Below are 20,592 nucleotides of genomic sequence, written 5' to 3'. Positions count from 1 at the left end.
TTAAAATTGTAGTACAAAATGAAAAAAACTACCATTCACGACATAGCCCGCGAGCTAAATATCACCTTTTCTACCGTGGCCCGGGCCCTGCGCAATAACCCGGCCATTAGCGAGGCTACCCGGGTGGCCGTGCACCAAACAGCGGAGCGGCTCAACTACCGGCAGAACAAGCTGGCCAGCTCCCTGCGCTCCGGCAGCACGCATGTTATAGGGGTGATTGTACCCAGCCTGCATGTAAGCTTTTTCAGCTCTGTAGTACACGGTATTGAAAAAGTGATGAATGAGAACGGCTACAGCATACTCCTGTACCAGAGCAATGAAATGCTGCGGCATGAAGTGAAGGGGATTGAAACGTTCCTGCAGTCGCGGGTGGATGGGATCATTTCTTCCGTGACGCTGGAAACGGAGCAATATGGGCATTACGAGGAAATTAAAAAGCGGAACATTCCCCTTATTTTCTTTGACCGTACCCTGGATGCGCTGAACACTCCTTCCGTAACTATTGACGATCACCAGGGTGGCTTTATGGCTACTGAACACCTGATACAGCAGGGCTACCGGCGCATTGTGCATATTACCGCCGCGCAGAACATGCCCATTTTTAAGGAACGGCTGCGCGGTTATAAGGATGCCTTACAACGTTACGGCATACCCCTGCAGGAAGAGCTGATATTGCAGGGGCAATTCTCCATTGAATACGGCCGCTCCTGCATACGGCAGCTACGGGAGCGGGGCATTCCCTTCGACGCCGTATTTGCGCTGGAAGATTATACTGCCATGGGCGTAATACAGCAGCTGCAGACCTATAACATACAGATACCGCAGGAAACCGGCGTAATAGGCTTTGCCAATGAAGCTTTTGGAGAGCTGGTGCATCCCGGCCTTTCCACTGTAGACCAGCAAACCGTAAAAATGGGTGAAGAAGCAGCCCGCTTATTCCTGAAAACAGTACTTAATAAAGAACCCGACGAAGGCCGGCCGGCAGAAAAGGTAGTGCTGGAACCGGTGCTGATTGTGAGGGAGTCTTCGCGGAGGAAGTAGTCGGGGTTAATTACGAATTGTCAATTACGACCCCGCCCAAGGCGGTACACAGCCTGCCTCGCCCAGCGGGGAATGCCATTAAAAGTAATTATGATATGAGTAGTTACGAATGAAATGCAGCGGAGACAGCGTTTTGCATTTTCTGTTTGATCTTTAATACAACAGTTTTTCATCACCCGCACATTACCCTTAGTCCATCGGAATACAAGACAGCTTTGCATTCTGGCCACATTTACTGACCTTTGTGCCCACCAACAACTGATGGACCAACCATGACCATTTTAACCTTTACGCTAATACTCCTGGGTGGGGCTTTCCTGGCGGGCTTGCTGGGCTCTCTTACCGGCCTGGGTGGCGGCGTAGTGATCATCCCTCTGCTGACGCTTGTATTCCATACCGACATCCGTTATGCAATTGGCACCGCCCTTATTGCGGCCATTGCTACCTCCTCCGGTTCTGCATCTGCCTACGTAAAAGAAGGTATTACCAATATACGCCTGGGTATGTTCCTGGAAATTGCCACCACCACCGGCGCAGTGGCCGGGGCTTTACTGGCGGTGTATATGCCCACCAACATAGTGGCAATTATTTTTGGCCTGGTGCTCATTATTTCTGCTGTCTTATCCATCCGCCCCAAAGGCAATCACCTGGAAACAGCTGATAAAAGCCAGCTGGCGCAAAAGCTGCGCCTCAACGGCCAGTACCCTACCCCTGAAGGTATGGTGCACTATAAAGTGCGGCATGTGCCCGGCGGTTACCTGATGATGACGCTGGCCGGCGTACTATCCGGCTTACTGGGCATTGGCTCCGGCGCTTTAAAGGTGCTGGCTATGGATAATATGATGAAGGTGCCTTTTAAAGTATCCACCACTACCAGCAACTTCATGATAGGCGTAACAGCTGCTGCCAGCGCTGTAGTGTATTTACAGCGGGGTTACATTGATCCCGGGTTGTGCCTGCCGGTGGTGCTGGGTGTGCTGGCAGGGGCATTGGGCGGCACTAAGATATTAGCAAAGGCAAATACCAAATTGCTGCGTGTTGTGTTTGGCGTGGTGATAGCGCTGCTAGCATTACAAATGATCTATAACGGGGTTACCGGAAAATTATAACGCATGAAGCGATTGTTATCCCGAAAATACTGGGAAGATAAAGATGTGGAAATTTTACTGGGCACGCTGCTGCGCTATGGCGTAATACTATCCAGCATAGTAGTACTGGCTGGCGGTATCATTTACATTATGCGGCATGGGCATGAAATGCCGGAATACCGTGATTTTGCCGGCCCTAACAACCGCTGGGATAACCTGCCTGCCATTATGCGCGGCGTATTCCTGGGCCATGGGCGTGAAATTATTCAGCTGGGCGTAGTGCTGCTGATTGCCACTCCTATTGCCCGCATCCTGTTCTCCGTATTTGCATTCACGGTTGAAAAAGACTACCTGTATATTGTAATTACCCTTATTGTGCTGGGCGTTATTTTATTCAGCATGCTGGGGGGCCTGGGCGGATAGACCGCCCAGACCTTGGAATGAATAATTAATTGTAGGTAGCTTTTATTACCCCGCTGTATTTCGTGTACAGCTCTTTTGCGGTGGCTACTGCGTTGCCTTTGGGCGTTGCAGTATATAGCTCATGCGCATTTACCCATTGCCATTCCCAATCCTTCATTTTTTCATCAAAATACTTTTCATCAACAGGCTTGTGCTGCTGCATGCAGGTATTTACATACGTGAAGAACTGCGCCCAGCGGGCTTTATAAAAGTTATTGATCAAGCCTGACCATTGGCGGCTGGAGTATTCATGCAGCTCGCTGTTCTTATCACCCCAAAGGGTTACCAGGTCGCGGGCATTCTTTTCAAACAGCGCTTTTTCCGCCGGCGTAGTACCCCAGCCCTTAGCATCTTCCAGCCACCTGCCTAACAGGAAATCCTTACGGGTAGCCAGTAAGCGGTCCATATCAGTTAGCAGTACAATGAACTGCCCGCTATATTTTTTAAAGGCCGCCGCATCGTTATGCTGATAAGCCCTGGCAAACTGCTGTTGCAGGGAATCCGCATAGTTAGCCAGCACCTGCCGGGTTACATCCACCACATCATACTGGAAACCATCGCTGCTTTTAAGAGCTGCTGCTGCCTGTATCATATTGTCCCAGGCAGGTATCAGCGCACCGGGATCATAGGCCAGCATAGTTTTAGTGCGGGTAGTTTCTGTTTTAAAACCAGGCCGGCCGGTTAAAATACTTTCCGGGCCGCCTTCTGTAAGGCGGCCACTGTAAACGGTTTTATGTAAAATATCCCAGGCCTTTTCCGCGGCATCATTTTGCCGGCCATAACGGCGAAGGGCATACGCTTTTAGCCAGGTATTAAGGTCAATGGGCTGATCGCGCCACACGTTTTCCAGCATCAGCGCGTACATTACCGGGTTCTGTTCTATGCCTTCCGGCGTTACGCCAATGCCTACCAGGTTCCTGGCGGACGGATCGTGCAGCGCATTAGCCGGATCATTGGCCACATTATCCATACGGCCATACATGCTGATGTTGCCGCCAAAGTTCTGCAGCATACACCAGATCCATTGTTTGCCGTAATAAGCTTCGGTGCGGTTCCAAACGGGATAATTTTCACTAAACAGGTCCAGTACCACCATTTTATCATCCGGCGCCGCGGTCATCAAAGCCTGGATCTGCGCAGGATGCCAAAAGTCTTTCTGGTAGTGGAACATCCAGCCCTGCATTACCCAAATGGCAGCCGTATCCACCGCAGCCATAGACTGGTATATTTTTTTACTGATCTGGTGCAGAAACACGGAATCATTGGTGGGCGGCAGGTTTTCATTAAAGGTATCGGAAGAGTACAGGTGATCTGTACCAAAAGTGCGGATCTCCTCTTCCATAAACCGGCGGCCTATTTCCGCAAACATCGGATCGCCGGGGTCCAGGATGTATACATCATCAAAACCGGCATCCCAGTTGGTGCGTTTTACTTTGGCATTGGGAAACTTATCTTTAAATGCAGGTGGCACATGACCGGTAAAAGCCGGCAGCACGGGCGTCATGCCCAGTGACCTCTCCCTTTCCAGGATCTGCTTTTGCAGCGCTTCGTGGCCTTTCATGAAGCTTTGGGGTAACGGGCCTCCCCAGCCATCCAGGTTACCCATCCAGAACCAGTTAAAATAGGTAGGGCCGCTGTAAAAGTTGCTCAGGTCCTTGTCTGTAAAACCCAGGCTTTTATACACGCGGTCCCAGATGGAGTTTTGCCCCGTAAGCGCCAGGGGCATGTTAATGCCGTTCAGCGCCATCCAGTCTATTTCCCATTGCCAGCGGTCCCATTTCCACCAGCTGATGGTATAGTTAAAGGTGCAGTAGTTCAGGTAATAGCGATACTTGTAAGGAGTGGTTTTATGCACTCTGGCATCCACTACCGGCAAGGGTTGCGGCAGCTGCAGATTGGTGCCGTTCCAGCTTACATCGCAATGCGCATAGTGATGTAAATAGTAATTGAGCGCGCTGGCTATGCTAAGGCCATTGCTGCCTTTGAGCAGTATTTTACCCTTGCTGCTTTCCAGCTCAAATACATCCTTTCCATTTTCCTGCGGGATGAAGGCTGTTTCAAAATGCGCGGCCTGCTCTTTTAATACCCGTTTCACCAGGCCGTCAATAGCGGTTTTGTCCGGCGGGGCGGCGGCATGTATTTGCAGGACGGCGCCTAACAGGCATAGCAGGCCTGTATAAAAGACTTTTAGAAATGATGATTGCATATCTCTCTGTTGTACAATTTAGTTCACTGTTATTACTGGCGGGGTAAAAGTAAAAAAAAGAAAACCGGAACAAGAATATTCCGGCTTTTACCTAAACCTACAACTGTTACACTGTTAGTAACATAACTTTATAATGAGTTTAATTAATTAGTGCATTGCAGATGCGTCTAATTTTCCTGCTTTTTTATTGCTCTTCACCAGCAGTACAATCGGCACAAAGATCAGGAATAATATACCCAGGTACAGGAACACATCCATATAAGACAACACGGTCTGCTGCTTAATAACAGTGTATTCCAGCGACTGGTAGGCACTTTTCAGCGCGGTTGATGCATCCATACCCTTGTGTATAAAATTGGCCTGCATACTGTGCACCCGGTCCATTACAACCGGGTTATTGGTATCCAGCTTACTTACCAGGTCCATGCGGTGCAGCTCATTGCGGCGGGATACGAAAGTAGTGATCAATGCAATCCCGAATGAACCGCCCAGCTGCCGCATCATACCCGTGAATGCTGCTCCCTGGCCTATCTGCACTCCTTTCAGTGAGGAGAGTGACATGGCCGTGATAGGTATGAACAGCAGGCCTAAACCTACCCCACGTACGATCAGCATCCAGAAAAAGTCCGGCTTACCGGTATCCGGGGAAATGATCTTATAACCCCAGAAGCTGTAAACGAAGAACGAGATCATGCCAGCGGCAATCAGGTAGGGCTGCGGTATTCCTTTTTCCAGCATTTTACCGATCAGCGGCATCATAAAGGCCGTCATGAGCGCAGCGGGCAGCATCAGCAAACCGGACTGCGTGGCGGTCCACCCCATTAACCCTTGTGTATACAGAGGTAAAACGAAGGTGGACCCGTATAAGCCAAATCCCATGATAAACGATAAAATTGTTCCGATCCGTAAATTCCCATTCTTTAGTACACGCAGCTCTACTATTGGATTTTTGTACACCAATTCCCGCCAAACGAAAAAGAAAAATCCTAATACCGACACCACTGTTAAGATAGTGATGGTTGAATCATTGAACCAGTCGTCTTCCTGTCCGCGCTCCAGCACATATTGCAACGCTCCTACTGCGGCTGCCAGGAAAGCAATACCCCACCAATCAATTTCATTCGCTGCTTTCTTCTCTGCATATTTGGGACTACGCACAAACTGCAGTGTTAACAAGGTGGCTATAATTCCTATGGGTATATTGATGTAAAAGATATTTGGCCATGAAGAGTGATCAATGATATAACCGCCTAAGGGGGGGCCCAGGGTTGGACCTATGATCACCCCTAAACCGTAGATGGCCTGGGCCATACCACGTTTTTCGGGCGGGTAACTTTCTGTGATAATGGTTTGCGATGTTACCAGCAGGGCGCCACCGCCTACCCCCTGTATAAAGCGGAACAATACCAGCTCCCACAGAGTGGATGCGTTACCGCACAAAAAGGAGGCAACCGTAAACATGATGATCGATACGGCAAAATAGTTCCGGCGGCCAAATTGTTGCGCCAGCCAGCTGGTCATGGGTATGATAATTACGTTACCAATGGCATACGCTGTTACCACCCATCCTATTTCACTCATGGTTGCGCCCAGGTTACCACGCATATCATTCAGGGCTACGTTTACAATAGTGGTATCCACTATTTCCAGCAGCGCGCAGAATATAGCCGTGATGGTGATGATCACCCGGCGGGCGCCGTATTCTACCAATGATGCCTGTTGTGTCATAAAATTAATCTAATGATTATTAGTCAAGGTGTACGTCCACATCAACGTTCAGGCCTGCGCGCAGCTGTTTTACCACCGGATCGTTCGGGTTATCGAACTCGATCTTCACGGGCAGACGTTGTACCACTTTCACGAAGTTACCGGTAGCATTGTCCGGGGGCAGCAGCGCAAAACGGGCGCCGGTGGCCGGTGAGAAAGAGGATACATGTGCATCCAGGCTCTTTTCCGGGAAAGCATCCACATGCACGCTTACCTTTTGTCCTACCTTCATTTTATCCAGCTGGGTTTCTTTAAAGTTGGCTACTACCCATACGGAGTTATCTGTTACAATGCTGAACAGTGACTGTCCGGCCTGTAAATACTGCCCGGGTTGTACGTATACTTTAGATACACGGCCGGCTTCCGGTGCAGTGATCACGGTGTAAGAAAGGTTCAGCTTTGCGTTGTTCACATCTGCTTCCTTTTCTTTAATCACTGCCTGTACAGCGGCTATCTGGCGGGCGGTAGCATTACTCTGGGAGGCTACACCGTTGGTTTGCTGTGCGGCATATGCCTTCTGTTCCTGCAGCACCTGCAATTGCCTTTCTGCGGTTTGTTTAGCAGCCAGGGCCTGCTCATATTGCTGTTGGGTAATAGAATGGTCCTTGATAAGGTTTGCGTAACGTTCATAATCCTGGGAAGTACGCCATACTTCTACTTTGGCAGCTTCTATCTGCGCATTTACCGTTGCTACATTTGCACGGGAAGTTGTAACGCTTACCTGTGAAGCTTCCGTATTGGCCTGCGCAACACCTACATTAGCCTGTGCAGCTACCAGGGCGGCTTCTGCCTGCTGCAGCTTGATCTGCAGATCACGATCGTCCAGCACTATCAGGGTATCACCCTTCTTTACATCCTGGTTATCCTTTACCCTTATGGAGGTTACATAACCGCTTACACGGGGTATTACCGGGCTCACATTTGCATCGATCTGCGCATTGTCTGTTTCTTCATGATGCAATGCATGAACATACTTACTGATACCAAATATGGCACCGCCGATCACCAGTACTGCAAGAATAATGATGAAACGCATATTCCTTTTAGGAGGTTGCTCCTGGGGGGCAGCGTTTCCTGTTTTATTGCTGGTAGATCTTACTTCATTTACTTGTGTTTCCATAAAGACCTTAAATTGAAATTGATGGTTGTGTTTTAATTACTTTTTGTTTTGCGCTCATTTATTCTCTCCCAGTAAACCGGCTGATTGTAACAGCTTGTTGTAGGCCACTACAGCGTCTGCGCGGGCAGAGGTGTAGTTGAGTTTTGCCTGCAGCTCTGCAACATCTGCTTCCAGCAGGTCTGTAGTAGTTGCCAGGGCGTTGGTATGTTTGTTCTTAGTGATGCGGTAGTTTTCGTCTGCCTGCTCAATTGCTTTTTCATACATGCCGATCTTCTTCATACTTACTATATAGTTCTCGTATGCCTGGTTCACCTGAATATGGATCTGATCGTTCAGCATTTCTTCGTTGATCTTTACTGCATTCAGCTCGTTCTTGGCGTCATCTACCTTGGAACCTGTTTTCCATAAGGAGGCCAGGTTGTACTTCAGCCCTACTCCTACGTTCACCGCATTGGTTACGGTTATTACGTTGGGGATGTAGGCGGCTACATAACCACCGGTGAGCGCCAGGGAGGGGTAATAATCTCCCTTGGCTGATTTAATGCCTGCATAAGCGGCTTTTTCATGGGCCTGCAGGGAGGCGGCGTCCTTACGTTTTTGCTGTGCGACTTGTTCCCAATCTGTTACTGCTTTTTCCTCGCCACCTGCCTGTGCCAAAAAGGTTGTATCCAGGTCCATGTTAGTATTTTCCGGTAAGCCCAGCATAATGTTCATATTGATGCGGGCTATTTTCAGATCGCTTTCTGCCTGTGTTAAGGCTACTTCTATATTTGACTGCTGCAGCTGGGCCTTTAACAGATCGTTGCGGGCCATGATGCCATTCTTTTCCATGTTGGAAAAGTCGGTGGTGCGCTGCTCCTGCTGTTTCAGGTTTTCCCTTACCAGGTTCACAGCTACCGTTGCTTTATATAAGTTGCTGTAGGCTGCTACCGTGTTCTGGATCACATCTTCACGGTCCAGGTCTGCATCCAGCTTAGCGGCTTCCGCCAGGTAACGGGCAGATTCTTTTGCTGCCTGGATCTTAAAGCCGGAAAACAACGGTACGGAAATGGTAGCCATTCCATAAGCTACCTGGTTTACATCTGCAAAGCTGCTACCGCCGCCGCTACTGTCGCCGCTTGATTTCAGGTCAATATTCGGCTTGTTCACCCGGAGGTAAGAGCCGGAGATGTTTGCATCCGGCAGCTGCCTGGCTTTAGCGTCCTTTACGGCGTTGAGCGCAGAGGTAATTTTTGTTTGGTTTAATCGTAACTGCTTACTGTTTTTGATACTCAGATCAATGGCATCTTTTAACGTCAGCACTTTGCCATCCTGCGCCCGGCCGGGTATACTAAAGGCCAGTAACAGCGGCAGCACCAACATCCATAACGATCTGTATTTGCTCTTAGCGTTCATCTGTTAATACTACTTTAAATAATTTTTTCAAATGGTTGCTTACTCTTTCTTTTAACTGTTGACGGAACTTCTCTTCCGATATTGCTTCCTGGTTCCATACTTTTTTCAGGAAGTTCTGGGAAATGATCACATGGTTACTGGTGCCTACCAGGGTGTTCACCATCATCATGGTATCAATATCCCCTAAAAACGCGCCTTTCTTCTGGCCTTCCGTGATGAGCTTTTTCACCAGGTCATACATCTGCTTCTTTACCTCATGGATCAGCTCTGTGGGTACGCCTTCCTGGGTGGCCTGTGCGCGTACCATAATACGGCAGAAATAGGGGCGGTCGGATATTTTAGCAACAAACAGCTCTATCAGCTTGTTGATCTTTTCCAGCGGAGCCAGGTCTTTATTCTTTACCAGCTCATCCAAACCATTCTTTACATCCATTACCCTTTTTAGGAAAATTGCTTCTATCAGCCGTTCTTTTGATCCAAAGTAATAAGAAATCATCGCGATGTTCACATCAGCCTCTTGCGCAATATCTCTTACAGAAGCGCCATGGAAACCATGCATTGCGAATAAACGCTCTGCGGTGTCCAGTATTTGCAACTGTTTTTGATTATAGTCCATTATCGCTTCCTCCATTATTTCACTATTTAAACACTCATTTAAACAGATGCAAAGTTAAACGTTTGTTTAAGTTAAACAAATGTTTAATTGAATTTTATTTAAAACAATGTGTAATAATTTGATTTAAAATAAGTTAAAACGTTAACCAAGTTGTCTTTTTTTGTAAAAATGAGAAATCAGGGAAAACTAACTTATCCTGTAGATATTTTTAAATACGTAATAGCGTTTTTTTATAAGGCGGTTTTAGCGGATATATCCTTGTGCCATCAAAAAGTGATCCTTTTATTTTTAGGGTACGGAAAAGAGCGATTGGGGTGTATTGGGGAAGAAGCTCCTTTATAAAGAAGGCGGCCCATGTGGACCGCCTTTTATTAACAAGCTACAATTGTTCAAAATGCGCTATAAAGTGCCGCAGCAGCGGCGTTTCATAGGTGATCCTGTAACCTTTAATGCTATTCCGCTGTTTAAATACTTCCAGGATCACTTCTGCCACATAATCAATATGGCTTTGGGTGTATACCCGGCGCGGAATAGCCAACCGCACCAATTCCATAGCAGCGGGCAGCAGGGAACCATCTTCCGCATATTTACCAAACATTACGGAGCCTATTTCCACACCCCGCACCCCTCCTTCTGTATATAAGGCGCCGCATAAGGCCTGGCCCGGGTATTCATGTACCGGAATATGGGGCAGGAAGGCCTTTGCATCCAGGTACACTGCGTGGCCCCCGGTTGGTTTTATATATGGCACACCAACTGCATCCAGCTTCTCTCCTATGTATTCAATGCTGCGGATGCGGTACTGCAGGTAATCTTCTTTCAGCACCTCTTCCAGCCCAATGGCAATGGCTTCCAGGTCGCGGCCGGCCAGCCCGCCATAGGTGGGAAAACCTTCTGTAATGATCAGCAGGTTGCGGCATTCCATGGCCAGCTGCTCATCATGCATGGCCAGGAAACCTCCAATGTTGGCAAAGGCATCTTTCTTGGCGCTCATCGTACAGCCATCTGCGTAGGAGAACAGCTCCTGCGCAATAGCCAGTATGGACTGATCCGCATAGCCTGGCTCCCGCTTTTTTATGAAGTAACAATTCTCTGCAAAACGGCAGGCATCAATGAACAGGCGAATCCCATATTTTTTGCAGACGGCTTTTACGGCTTTCACATTTTCCATGCTTACCGGCTGGCCGCCGCCGGAGTTATTAGTTACGGTAATAATTACCAGGGGAATATTTTCCGCGCCTTTTTCCTGTATAAACTGTTCCAGGGCAGCTACATTCATATTGCCTTTAAAAGGCGCTACCAGTGCGGGCTGCTTACCTTCGTCGCACAACAGGTCTACGCCGGTGGCGCCGGAAAACTCAATATTGGCCCGGGTAGTGTCAAACAAAGTATTGCTCACAAAATATTTACCCTTACCGCCCGTAATGCTGAACAGTATTTTTTCTGCAGCGCGGCCCTGGTGGGTAGGTATAATGTAGGGCATACCGGTAATATTACGTACGGAGCTTTCAAAGCGGAAAAAGCTTTCGCTGCCTGCATAGCTTTCATCGCCCCGCATTACGCCGGCCCATTGCTCGCTGCTCATGGCGCTGGTGCCACTGTCGGTAAGCAGGTCTATGATCACATCGCGGGCATGGATGAGAAAGGGGTTGTAATGCGCTTCTTTTAAGATGCGGAGGCGTTCTTCACGGGTAGTGAAATAAATAGGCTCAACGGATTTGATCCGGAACGGCTCTATAATTGTTTTCATTGGGTTGTTAAGATTTTGTTGTGAATACCAGTTTGCATAAGCATATGCCAGCTACTCCATAACGGAGCGCTCTTATGCTGATAATAAAAAAGGGAGGCTGCAGAACCGGGCGGGATCAGGTAGGGCTTTTGATGATATTTTTCCAGAGGTTCATACTGCTGCGAAAATAGCTAATAATTAATTATAAAAAAAAGGCCGGCGCTCACTATGTAACGCCGGCCATCCCTAATCTATATGCATGTACTAAAATCGCATAATGGCTGCCAGGGCGCTATCGGCCGGCATTTCTTCCTTATCCAGGATAAATACCTCGGCGCCGGTTTCCACGGCTTTAGCGGCAGCGGCATTTACCAGGCATTCATCGCCCGGCTGTTCGGTATCATGCAGGGTTAACTGGTTTTCCTGTTCATTAAACGTTCCCCATAGCTGCGCACCTTTTTCTACAAACAGCACATCGGCCTGGGAATAATAACAGGCGGGGATCACATCTGCCACAATAGAGGAGGTATTACCGTTGGCGCTGTTATTAGCATAACGCTCTAATACCTGCTGCTGATGCTGTTTAAAATGAGGCTGCATTTTCTCCCGGGCTTTTTCATATAGCACCGGTATGCTTTCATGCTCATAATTGCCAATGAGCGCTTCTTCAACAATATGCCTATACTTTGTGCGCTTTTTGAAAATGGGAATAATATAATCCACTGCTGCCAGCATCAGGGGTATATGTTTGGTAGATAATACTTCTTTCCAGATGGTTTCATCCACCTCATCCAGGTACATGGAAATGTTGGCCTTATCATCCGGCGTACCGGAACCCATACCATGATAGTTTGCGCCATGTCCTGCTCCCGAGCCACCGGTGCGGAACAGCTGCTGATCATCTTTTTCCTCAAAGTGTATCACATCAGACATACCATCCGGCATACCTTCTACTTCTACTTTATGCATACCAAAAGCATCTGCCTCATATAAGGTGGCTTTATGCTTGCTCAGTACCAGCAGGTAAAACTGTTCTTTGCTGTTTAACAGCGGTAATAATGCGCTGGTATGAAAAGAGTGGTTTATATAACATTGCTGCGCCACGTCAAAAGGTAGCTGGATATACTTAAAATAGTTATCTGCAATGAATACACCTAAGCCAAGTTGCTGGCTCCGCCAAAAAGTTTCATCATGGTACAGGTCAAAACCCGGCTTTAATAAAGATTCTATTTTGTCAGATGATAAACCTTTTTGCCCCAGCTGCTGCTGTACCTGCTGTAGTAATTGTTTAAACAAAATAGCATCCTGCTGTTCATTTACTTCTACACCGGAACGGTGGGTAGGCATATATAAGGTAATACAAGGATCCGCCCTGTATTGAGCCAGATCTTTAAAGCCATTCCTATCCAGGGTTGCCGGTAATGGTTCAGCCTGAATTACTATGGCAGATCTGGTATCATACCGGTTCTTATAGGTATTCTGCGGTTTCTGCTGTGCGGCATATTCTTCCTGCTCTCCTTTTGCCGTATTACGGTTGGGGTGGCGCATGTGTACATTGGGGGCCAGGGTATCTTCATCCGTAGTATATTTCTCCGTCATCTCCTCATCACGTTTCAACCCTTCTTCATCAATGGTGGGTCTGAGGCCCAGGTTGCCTTCTTTGCCGGAACCGGAGGGTTTGCCTTTTTGCGGAATAAATCTTCCTTCTCTATCTTTTCCCATAGTGCTACATTTTATGAATGCGGCACAAACACTATACCATCAATTGTTTTGAAAAAAGAAGATCGTTTGTTACTTTAGAAACATGCTTGAATTAATAGAACGTCAACTCAGCCATTTACCACCTTTAATTGGAAATATTATACTGGCGGCCTGTGCGCTTATTACCGGCTATATTATCAAATGGTTACTGGCGCTATTCATACACAAGTCTACCAAAACGCCTGTGGAAGATTATTCCATGATGCGCTCCATTGTAAAACGTTTAGGCAGGCCCGTTAACTTCTTTTTACCGGTACTTGTTTTAAACATGATGATACCGCTGATGGACCTGCATCCCAAACAGCTAAAGTTATTGAGCTCCACGGTAGAGGTGCTGCTGATCATCACGTTCGGGTATGTGCTGATAGGAATTGTTAAAGTTTTTGAAGATTACATTGTACATGCCTATGACCTGCGCAAGGCGGATAATCTGCGGGAACGCAAGATCCGTACGCAGCTACAGTTCATACGCAAAATAGCAGTGACTATTATTACAATATTAGTGTTGTGCGCAGTATTACTGAGTTTTGACAGCCTGCGTAAAATTGGCACCGGCCTGCTAACCGGTGTGGGTGTGGGTGGTATTATTGTAGGCTTTGCCGCGCAGCGGTCGCTGGGTAATTTCTTGGCAGGATTGCAGATCGCTTTTACACAGCCCCTTCGCATTGATGATGTACTGATCGTGGAAAATGAATGGGGACGTGTAGAAGAAATTACGCTCACCTATGTAGTACTGGGGATATGGGATCAGCGTAAGCTGATATTACCTATTAACTATTTTATTGAAAAACCTTTCCAGAACTGGACCCGTACGGGATCGGCCATATTAGGCACGGTGTTCCTATACCTGGATTATTCTGCACCAGTGGATGTTTTGCGGGAAGAATTTTTCCGGCTGGTGGAAGATCATCCCCTATGGGATAAGCGGGTAAAGGTTATGCAGGTAACCAATGCTACAGACCGTACCATGGAAATACGTTTGCTGATCAGCGCCGTAAACTCCGGGCAGGCGTTTGACCTGCGCTGTTTTTTAAGAGAGCGTATGATTGCTTTTGTGCAGGAAAAATACCCGGAGAGCCTGCCGAAGACAAGGGCGGAGATCTCGAAAGAGATTACGAAAGATATTTAGATATGGAGCCGGCCTAAAAAGAATGTAAAATTTTAAACCGAGGAAGGAGGTTCATAGAGACCATCTAAAAGACTTTATGAACGAGATAAATCATAAATGTAAAAGTTGAATACCGCGAATATTAGTCTGTACCTGGTATTGCGGCATCCAACTTTTACATTTTAAATTTTATATTCTATCAGCACATTATTTAATCGTTTCCTTCACCTCTCCACAGGTAAGCATTTCATCACCGAAATAGGGATTTTTAATGTCTTTATTAGATGATAGCCAGCTGGCGCCTTTTTCATTGTTAGCCATAGGACAATAATCCACATATAATTCCCCGCTGCTTACACCGGTTGACCGTACCAGTGCAATTACGGCTGTACTTAAACTGATGTATTGCTGCCGCTGGTCTTCCAGGGAAGATGACTGCGCTATTTTTTTCGCGTTGGCGATGATACTATCTGCGCCGGGTAATTCATTAGCGCCCGCTTCAATGGCCGCGCCGGCGTTCTTAGCTTCGGTGCTGTCGCTGTTCACCAGGGCGGTGGTGAGGTGCACGTAATGCTGGTACACGTTATTTACTTTTTCATCTTTTAATTTTACGGGCGCAGCTGCTACTGTTACGGTAGATTGCTCTTCCGCATTATCCGCTGTTTTGTTTTCCGCATTATTACCGCAGGCGGCCAGTAAGGTAAAGGCCAGTACTGTCAAAGTTTGTTTAAGCATAAAATCAAATGGTTTATCTGTTAAAAAAATTAGTGTTTGTGTGTATTATGTGATAGTGGATCTGCGCCTTTTTTCAGCACGTACTCACTGTACAGCAGGTAGGCGCCGGTTACCACTACCGCATCGCCGGCCTGTAAGCCTTCTGTGATCTCTACCTGGTCAGCGTTCTCTGTTCCGGTTTTTATAATACGCGGTACAAAACGGTTGCCGCCTTTTTTAAGCCATACGTGCGTGCCTTTCTGGTCGCGGATCACGGCATTTACCGGTAAGGTGAGCACGTTGCTGCTGCTGGCAGCAGGCAGGTAAATATTGGCCTGCATACCGGGCTGCCATTGATGGTTTGTATTGGGAATTGTGCCCCTTACCTGTGCCAGCTGTGTGCCGGTTTGCAGGGCCGGTGTAATGAAATCAACCTGCATTTCCAGGGGCTGGTTTTCCCAACCGCTGACCGCTACTTTTACCTTTTTACCGATGCTCACCTGGCTCAGCTCTGCGGGGTATACATCTGCTTCTACCCACAAGGCATCATAATTTTCCAGCTGCATAACCGTGTTGCCTTCTGCTACATACTGGCCCTCGCTTACCGGTAAGGCAGCTACTACCCCATCTATGGCGGCAGTGTAGGTAATGTAGGGATCTGTTTTCTTTTGCTGCTTCAGCTGGTCAAGCGTATGTGCAGATACATCGTATAACAACAGCTTTTGGCGGGCGGCTGCTTCAATCTGCTTAAAACGGGCATTGTCCGGGAAGGCCGCGGTTTGTGCGGCGGCAATCAGGTACTCCTGCTGCAAGCCGGCTAATTGTTCAGAATATATTTTGTACAGGGGCTGGCCTTTACGCACCGGTACGCCGGTTTCCTTTACATACAGCTGTTCTATACGGCCCCCTACCCGGCTGCTGATGTATACCGTGCGCTGCGGGTCTATAGCCAGCTTGCCATTCAAACGCTTGTAATTATCCAGGTTGCTGTTACCAATTTCCAGGGTAGTAATATTGGCTAATGCAATCTGGCTTTCATTCAGCATCAGCTCCTGCTTATTATTCATTTCACTTACCGGCACCAGGTCCATGCCGCAAATGGGGCAGGCGCCCGGCCCGTGCTGCACAATCTGCGGATGCATGGGGCAGGTGTAAACCTGTGCCTTACCGGCATCGGCCGATTTTTTGGTACCGCAGGCTGTGAAGAGCAGCAGGAGCGCTATTAAACTGATAAAATGTTTCCTTTTCATATTATTTGTTTGTAGCAGCTGCTTTAATAAAACTTTCACTATCTACCAGGTAATAAGCATTGCGGGCTATGTTCCAGCCGGCAATACTATCGGGCACCTGTATACGCCCATTGGCTTTAACGCCGGTAGTAATGGGAATAGGCTTATACACCGTTCCCTCCTTTTTAAATACTACGGATTGCTGGCCCAGCTGCAGTACCGCTGCTTCCGGCAGCCACCAGGCTTTTTTTACTGGCAGGGGAATACTGGCTTTCAGTAAGGCGCCGGCACTAAAGGGCTGTCCCTGCAGGTATACCCGTACGAGCGTAAAATTTTCCCCGTTACGGAAAACAGGTTGCACCAGGCCAATGGCACCGGTAATAGTCTGATTGTTATTGCCCTGTATGGATAAGGACTGTCCTTTCCGTACCAGCGCCGCGGTGGCGGGCTCCAGGGCAAACTCGCCTACCAGCTTATCTGCTTTGTAAATGGTAAATAAATTTTCGCCGGCGCTTACATATTGCCCTTCTCTCAATAGCACCGGTGTGGTGGTGGTGCTGGCAGCGGGTGCGGCAGGTGTTGTATTCATTCCCCCCATGCCATCACCACCTGCTGGTGCGGATGCGGTTGCGGCTGCAATAACCGGTGTGGGCGCAGCTTTATCTATAATATACCCGTTAGCGTTACTATATACTGAAACCCGGTACAGCGGCTGTTTGGTACGGATCACCTGCTCTATTTGCTGTGCTGTCATGCCCAGGAGCAATAAACGTTGCCGGGCGCTATTCAGCAAAGCAGGATTATCACCCGCATCCTGAATAAACAGCAATTCCCGTTGTGCAGCTACCAGGTCAGGCGAATATACCTGCATAATCAGCTGGCCTTTTTTTACCGGCTGGTAATTGTATTTGATGTACAGCTTTTCTATACGGCCTGCTACGCGGCTGGCAATGCTGGTTTCACTGCGCGTATCATAGGTTACAACACCCTGGATCTCTTTGGTAATGCTTCCCTCCCGCTGTTCCGGCTGTATGGTGCTGATCTGCGCTACCACCTGCTCATTCACCGGCTGCAGCAACGGCGCCAGGCTGCTATCTATAGTAGCGCTGTGCTCCATGGCAGCATGGTCATGGACCGGCTGCGGCTTATGCTGTTTGCAGGCCGCTAACAGCAGCGTTATACCAAAGGATATGTTAACGATATAATTCTTTTTCATATGCTACTATCATTTCATAGTACTTCAATTTTTCATTCAGCAGGTCGGATTGGGCCATGGTAAGTGCTTCCCAGGCATCAATGATCACCGGCAGCTCCAGCTTGTTTTCCTGGTAAGTTTGAAAATCAGCGTCCAGCGTACGTTGTAAGGTGGGCAGTATTTTACTTTCCGTGGCATGGATGTGCTCCTGCATGGATACAATTTCGGCTTCCATACCGTACAGCATACCCTGTGTTTCCTGCAGCATGCCTACCTTTTCCTTTTGCATAGATTGTACGTTCAGCTCCATGGCCTTTACTTCATTCTTATACATTTTGGAAGCCCAGGGTGCAATGGGAATGCTTACCATGCCCATTACGCTGTAAGCCCTTGGCATACCGGTACCCAGCGGCTGCATATGATCAAAGCGGAACCTGAAATCAGGGCGTTTGCCCAGCTTCATGGCGTCAATATTCAGTTGCATGGACTGTATGCCGGCATCCATTTTCTGTACATCTTTACGGGAGGCGGCCAGCGTGGCAGTGTCATAAGTAACAGCCGGTACAAAGGCCGGCGCCAGGGTAGTATCAATATCAAAAGCCTCTGTGCCGGGCCGGTTCATTAAAGCGTTAAGCCATGCCCGTGCTTTATCTATCAGGCCTTCCTGCATATGGATCATGTTATGGTTCTCTGCCACGCGGCCCTCTGCTTTATAAATGCTGCCCAGCTGTGATTGATTGTAGGGGTAGCGTACCTCTGCTATCTTTTTCATGGTTTCCATGATCTGCTGGTTCTGCTCCAGCACCCGTATGCGGGCAGTGGCTATCATCCAGGTGTAGTACAGGCGTTTGGCTTCTGCCTTCAGCTCATTTAAGGTTACTTCGCGGCTGGCTTTTTCAATATTCCCCTGTGATTCGATATAACGTTTTTTTGCCTGCAGCTTGGAGGTGTTAGGAATATCCTGCTCCAGCTGGAACATGAGCGAGCCTTTTTCCGCAGGGCTCATGGTCTTTGCACCGGGGTAAGGCGTCATGAACGTACCTACGCCTACCATAGGCGCCATCCAGGCCGTAGCGGCTTTGGCGCTGTATTCATAAGAGGCAGCCCTGAGCGCATACACATCAAGCTTTACGTTATTACGTTCTATGCGCTGCAAAATGGTATCCAGTGTTAACACCGGCGGCTGCTGTGCTGCTACTGCTAACGGCAACCCACACACGAATAACAGTGCTGTTCTAATGTTGCGTAGCATATACTTCCAGTTTACCGTATTTGCGTAATTCATATTCTTTTGTCATTAAAAAAATGAGGGGTGTTACCAGCAAAATGTGTGTAGAAGATGTAAGCACCCCGCCTATCATAGGCAGCACAATAGGCTGCATTACATCTGTACCCACACCGGAGGCCCACAATACCGGTACCAGCCCAAACAGGGATACGCATACCGTCATTAGCTTAGGCCGTAAACGTTTGGCTGCACCGGCTATTACATATTCCCTCAGGTCTTCCCTGGTAATATTATTGCCTTTTAGTTTTACCAGCTGCTGCATGGCATCGTTCAGGTAAATAACCATTACAATACCGGTTTCCACTGCAATGCCGAACAAGGCGATAAAGCCTACTGCCACTGCTACTGAAAGATTTACTCCCCAGGCATAAATAATATAAGCGCCGCCTACCAGTGCAAAAGGCACGGTGATAAGGCTCAGGAAAGCTTCGCGGATGGAGTGGAAAGCGAAATACAGTGAGAAGAAAATGATGACGAGCACCACCGGCGCTATCCACATCAGGGTTTGCTTACCGCGGATAAGGTTTTCATACTGCCCGCTCCATTCCAGGAAATAACCGGCCGGTAAGATCTTCTTTTCACTGTTGATCTTATCAATGGCTTCCTGCACTGTGCTGCCCAGGTCGCGCCCGCGTACATTGAACATTACGGCCCCGCGCAGGATGGCATTTTCAGAAGTGATCATGGGCGGACCATCTTCAAACTGCACATCTGCTACCTCGCTTAACGGAATTTCACCAAAGGCCGGAGAGCGTAATGGAATACGCTGGATCTGCGCTACGCTGTTCCTGAAATCCTGCGCCAGGCGAACGCTGATGGAGAAACGGCGGCGGCCTTCAATGGTGTTGCCAATGGGTGCGCCGCCCAGGGCTACTTCTACCGTTTGGTTCACATCATCCACACTTAAGCCATAGCGGGACAGGGCATCCCTTTTTACGTTAATGGCTAAATATTTACCGCCGGTAACGGGTTCCACATACAGATCCTGCACACCGGGTGTACCTTCCAGCGCCTGTTTTACCTTTGCGGATACTGCTGCAATGGTATCCAGGTTTTGCCCGAACACTTTAATGCCTACATCTGTACGCACGCCGGTGGCCAGCATGTTAATGCGGTTAATGATGGGCTGCGTCCAGCCATTTACCACGCCGGGGATCTGCAGCTTGTTATCCAGCTCGCTGATGATATCTTTTTTAGTAAGCCCTTTGCGCCACTGTGATTTAGGTTTAAGCATGATGATGGTTTCTATCATGCTGATGGGCGCATTGTCTGTGGCTGTGCTGGCGCGGCCGGCCTTTCCCAGTACTTTATCCACTTCCGGCACCGTGCGTATGATCTTATCCTGCACCTGCAGCAAACGTTTGGCTTCTGCATTACTTACATCCGGTAAGGTTACGGGCATAAACAGGATGCTTTGCTCATCCAACGGCGGCATAAATTCCGTACCCAAACTTTTTAATAAGGGAATGGAAACGATCAACGCCAGGATGTTAATGGCCAGCGTGGTTTTACGCCAGCGCAGCACCCAACGGATCACCGGCTCGTAGATCCTTTCCAGCAAGCGGTTTACAGGGTTGGCATGGTCCGGCCGGAACTTTCCCTTCATGAAAAAGGAGATGAGCACAGGCGCCAGGGTAATCACCAGCACCGCATCTACCAGCATAATAAACGTTTTGGTAAAGGCCAGTGGGTGAAACAGCTTGCCTTCCTGCCCGGTGAGCATAAACACCGGCAAAAAAGAGGTGATGATGATCACGGTTGCAAAGAACACGCCCCGTGATACCTGCTTGCTGGATTGTTCTATCACTGCCAGGCGCTCCTCCTCACTGATCCAGTCGGGTGTTTTGCGAAATATTTTTTTGAATAAGCTCAT

General features: G+C 48.3%; 16 protein-coding genes. 4 read left to right on the top strand and 12 right to left on the bottom strand.

What is annotated here, in order from left to right:
* The first annotated feature begins 18 nt into the window (after positions 1–18).
* The 3 genes from BMZ54_RS08985 (at position 19) to BMZ54_RS08975 (ending at position 2,552) form a co-directional block, all read left to right on the top strand.
* Complete coding sequence (locus tag BMZ54_RS08985) at positions 19–1,041, top strand: LacI family DNA-binding transcriptional regulator (RefSeq protein WP_089909452.1); 1,023 nt, start codon at positions 19–21, stop codon at positions 1,039–1,041.
* A gap of 272 nt (positions 1,042–1,313) precedes the next feature.
* The gene (locus BMZ54_RS08980) at positions 1,314–2,150 is read left to right on the top strand and encodes a sulfite exporter TauE/SafE family protein (protein ID WP_089909450.1); all 837 of its coding nucleotides are present in this window, start codon (positions 1,314–1,316) and stop codon (positions 2,148–2,150) included.
* Positions 2,151–2,153: 3 nt separating this feature from the next.
* Entirely contained in the window at positions 2,154–2,552 is a 399-nt protein-coding gene (locus BMZ54_RS08975; protein WP_089909447.1) for a DUF1634 domain-containing protein, read from the top strand.
* A 25-nt stretch (positions 2,553–2,577) separates the two neighbouring features.
* On the opposite strand, the gene BMZ54_RS08970 is transcribed toward BMZ54_RS08975, so the two are convergent.
* The 7 genes from BMZ54_RS08970 to BMZ54_RS08940 all read right to left on the bottom strand — a co-directional run bounded on the left by BMZ54_RS08970 (position 2,578) and on the right by BMZ54_RS08940 (position 13,146).
* The gene (locus BMZ54_RS08970; protein WP_089909444.1) at positions 2,578–4,797 is read right to left on the bottom strand and encodes an alpha-N-acetylglucosaminidase; all 2,220 of its coding nucleotides are present in this window, start codon (positions 4,795–4,797) and stop codon (positions 2,578–2,580) included.
* Between the two features lie 147 nt (positions 4,798–4,944).
* The gene (locus BMZ54_RS08965; protein ID WP_089909440.1) at positions 4,945–6,525 is read right to left on the bottom strand and encodes a DHA2 family efflux MFS transporter permease subunit; all 1,581 of its coding nucleotides are present in this window, start codon (positions 6,523–6,525) and stop codon (positions 4,945–4,947) included.
* A gap of 19 nt (positions 6,526–6,544) precedes the next feature.
* The gene (locus BMZ54_RS08960; RefSeq protein WP_089909437.1) at positions 6,545–7,684 is read right to left on the bottom strand and encodes an HlyD family secretion protein; all 1,140 of its coding nucleotides are present in this window, start codon (positions 7,682–7,684) and stop codon (positions 6,545–6,547) included.
* Positions 7,685–7,738: 54 nt separating this feature from the next.
* Positions 7,739–9,079: a TolC family protein gene (locus BMZ54_RS08955; RefSeq protein WP_089909430.1), complete on the bottom strand. Its 1,341-nt coding sequence runs from the start codon at positions 9,077–9,079 to the stop codon at positions 7,739–7,741.
* On the bottom strand, positions 9,069–9,710 hold the full coding sequence (locus BMZ54_RS08950; protein ID WP_089909427.1) for a TetR/AcrR family transcriptional regulator: 642 nt from the start codon (positions 9,708–9,710) through the stop codon (positions 9,069–9,071). The genes BMZ54_RS08955 and BMZ54_RS08950 overlap by 11 nt, the downstream gene beginning before the upstream one ends.
* A gap of 364 nt (positions 9,711–10,074) precedes the next feature.
* Positions 10,075–11,445 carry a tryptophanase gene (locus BMZ54_RS08945; RefSeq protein WP_089909424.1) on the bottom strand — a complete coding sequence of 457 codons (1,371 nt, stop codon included), beginning with the start codon at positions 11,443–11,445 and terminating at the stop codon, positions 10,075–10,077.
* Positions 11,446–11,688: 243 nt separating this feature from the next.
* Positions 11,689–13,146, bottom strand: coding sequence for a baeRF7 domain-containing protein (locus BMZ54_RS08940; RefSeq protein ID WP_089909420.1), 1,458 nt, complete (start codon positions 13,144–13,146; stop codon positions 11,689–11,691).
* A gap of 82 nt (positions 13,147–13,228) precedes the next feature.
* Between BMZ54_RS08940 and BMZ54_RS08935 the strand changes: the two genes are divergently transcribed.
* Positions 13,229–14,314, top strand: coding sequence for a mechanosensitive ion channel family protein (locus BMZ54_RS08935; RefSeq protein ID WP_089909416.1), 1,086 nt, complete (start codon positions 13,229–13,231; stop codon positions 14,312–14,314).
* 186 nt (positions 14,315–14,500) lie between these two features.
* On the opposite strand, the gene BMZ54_RS08930 is transcribed toward BMZ54_RS08935, so the two are convergent.
* The 5 genes from BMZ54_RS08930 to BMZ54_RS33470 are packed head-to-tail and all read right to left on the bottom strand — an operon-like array spanning position 14,501 to position 20,592.
* Positions 14,501–15,028 (bottom strand): DUF3347 domain-containing protein, encoded by a 528-nt coding sequence (locus BMZ54_RS08930; RefSeq protein WP_089909413.1) that lies wholly within the window; start codon positions 15,026–15,028, stop codon positions 14,501–14,503.
* A 29-nt stretch (positions 15,029–15,057) separates the two neighbouring features.
* Positions 15,058–16,257: an efflux RND transporter periplasmic adaptor subunit gene (locus BMZ54_RS08925; RefSeq protein WP_089909410.1), complete on the bottom strand. Its 1,200-nt coding sequence runs from the start codon at positions 16,255–16,257 to the stop codon at positions 15,058–15,060.
* Position 16,258: 1 nt separating this feature from the next.
* On the bottom strand, positions 16,259–17,452 hold the full coding sequence (locus BMZ54_RS08920) for an efflux RND transporter periplasmic adaptor subunit (protein WP_089909407.1): 1,194 nt from the start codon (positions 17,450–17,452) through the stop codon (positions 16,259–16,261).
* Complete coding sequence (locus tag BMZ54_RS08915) at positions 17,430–18,683, bottom strand: TolC family protein (RefSeq protein ID WP_202909191.1); 1,254 nt, start codon at positions 18,681–18,683, stop codon at positions 17,430–17,432. The genes BMZ54_RS08920 and BMZ54_RS08915 overlap by 23 nt, the downstream gene beginning before the upstream one ends.
* Positions 18,667–20,592 (bottom strand): efflux RND transporter permease subunit, encoded by a 1,926-nt coding sequence (locus BMZ54_RS33470; RefSeq protein ID WP_089909401.1) that lies wholly within the window; start codon positions 20,590–20,592, stop codon positions 18,667–18,669. Before BMZ54_RS33470 ends, BMZ54_RS08915 begins: the two co-directional genes overlap by 17 nt.

The sequence above is a fragment of the Chitinophaga rupis genome, from assembly GCF_900109685.1.
GTDB classification, from domain to species: domain Bacteria; phylum Bacteroidota; class Bacteroidia; order Chitinophagales; family Chitinophagaceae; genus Chitinophaga; species Chitinophaga rupis.
Note: the sequence above shows the minus strand (reverse complement) of the source record. Positions and strands in the feature narration are given on the sequence as shown.

What these genes read in the sequence shown, in the direction of transcription:
- BMZ54_RS08975 (WP_089909447.1), top strand. Translation starts at nt 2,154, where the DNA reads ATGAAGCGATTGTTATCCCGAAAATACTGGGAAGATAAAGATGTGGAA.
- BMZ54_RS08985 (WP_089909452.1), top strand. Translation starts at nt 19, where the DNA reads ATGAAAAAAACTACCATTCACGACATAGCCCGCGAGCTAAATATCACC.
- BMZ54_RS08950 (WP_089909427.1), bottom strand. Translation starts at nt 9,710, where the DNA reads ATGGAGGAAGCGATAATGGACTATAATCAAAAACAGTTGCAAATACTG.
- BMZ54_RS08970 (WP_089909444.1), bottom strand. Translation starts at nt 4,797, where the DNA reads ATGCAATCATCATTTCTAAAAGTCTTTTATACAGGCCTGCTATGCCTG.
- BMZ54_RS33470 (WP_089909401.1), bottom strand. Translation starts at nt 20,592, where the DNA reads ATGAGCTTATTCAAAAAAATATTTCGCAAAACACCCGACTGGATCAGT.
- BMZ54_RS08920 (WP_089909407.1), bottom strand. Translation starts at nt 17,452, where the DNA reads ATGAAAAAGAATTATATCGTTAACATATCCTTTGGTATAACGCTGCTG.
- BMZ54_RS08955 (WP_089909430.1), bottom strand. Translation starts at nt 9,079, where the DNA reads ATGAACGCTAAGAGCAAATACAGATCGTTATGGATGTTGGTGCTGCCG.
- BMZ54_RS08965 (WP_089909440.1), bottom strand. Translation starts at nt 6,525, where the DNA reads ATGACACAACAGGCATCATTGGTAGAATACGGCGCCCGCCGGGTGATC.
- BMZ54_RS08935 (WP_089909416.1), top strand. Translation starts at nt 13,229, where the DNA reads ATGCTTGAATTAATAGAACGTCAACTCAGCCATTTACCACCTTTAATT.
- BMZ54_RS08915 (WP_202909191.1), bottom strand. Translation starts at nt 18,683, where the DNA reads ATGCTACGCAACATTAGAACAGCACTGTTATTCGTGTGTGGGTTGCCG.
- BMZ54_RS08945 (WP_089909424.1), bottom strand. Translation starts at nt 11,445, where the DNA reads ATGAAAACAATTATAGAGCCGTTCCGGATCAAATCCGTTGAGCCTATT.
- BMZ54_RS08925 (WP_089909410.1), bottom strand. Translation starts at nt 16,257, where the DNA reads ATGAAAAGGAAACATTTTATCAGTTTAATAGCGCTCCTGCTGCTCTTC.
- BMZ54_RS08930 (WP_089909413.1), bottom strand. Translation starts at nt 15,028, where the DNA reads ATGCTTAAACAAACTTTGACAGTACTGGCCTTTACCTTACTGGCCGCC.
- BMZ54_RS08980 (WP_089909450.1), top strand. Translation starts at nt 1,314, where the DNA reads ATGACCATTTTAACCTTTACGCTAATACTCCTGGGTGGGGCTTTCCTG.
- BMZ54_RS08960 (WP_089909437.1), bottom strand. Translation starts at nt 7,684, where the DNA reads ATGGAAACACAAGTAAATGAAGTAAGATCTACCAGCAATAAAACAGGA.
- BMZ54_RS08940 (WP_089909420.1), bottom strand. Translation starts at nt 13,146, where the DNA reads ATGGGAAAAGATAGAGAAGGAAGATTTATTCCGCAAAAAGGCAAACCC.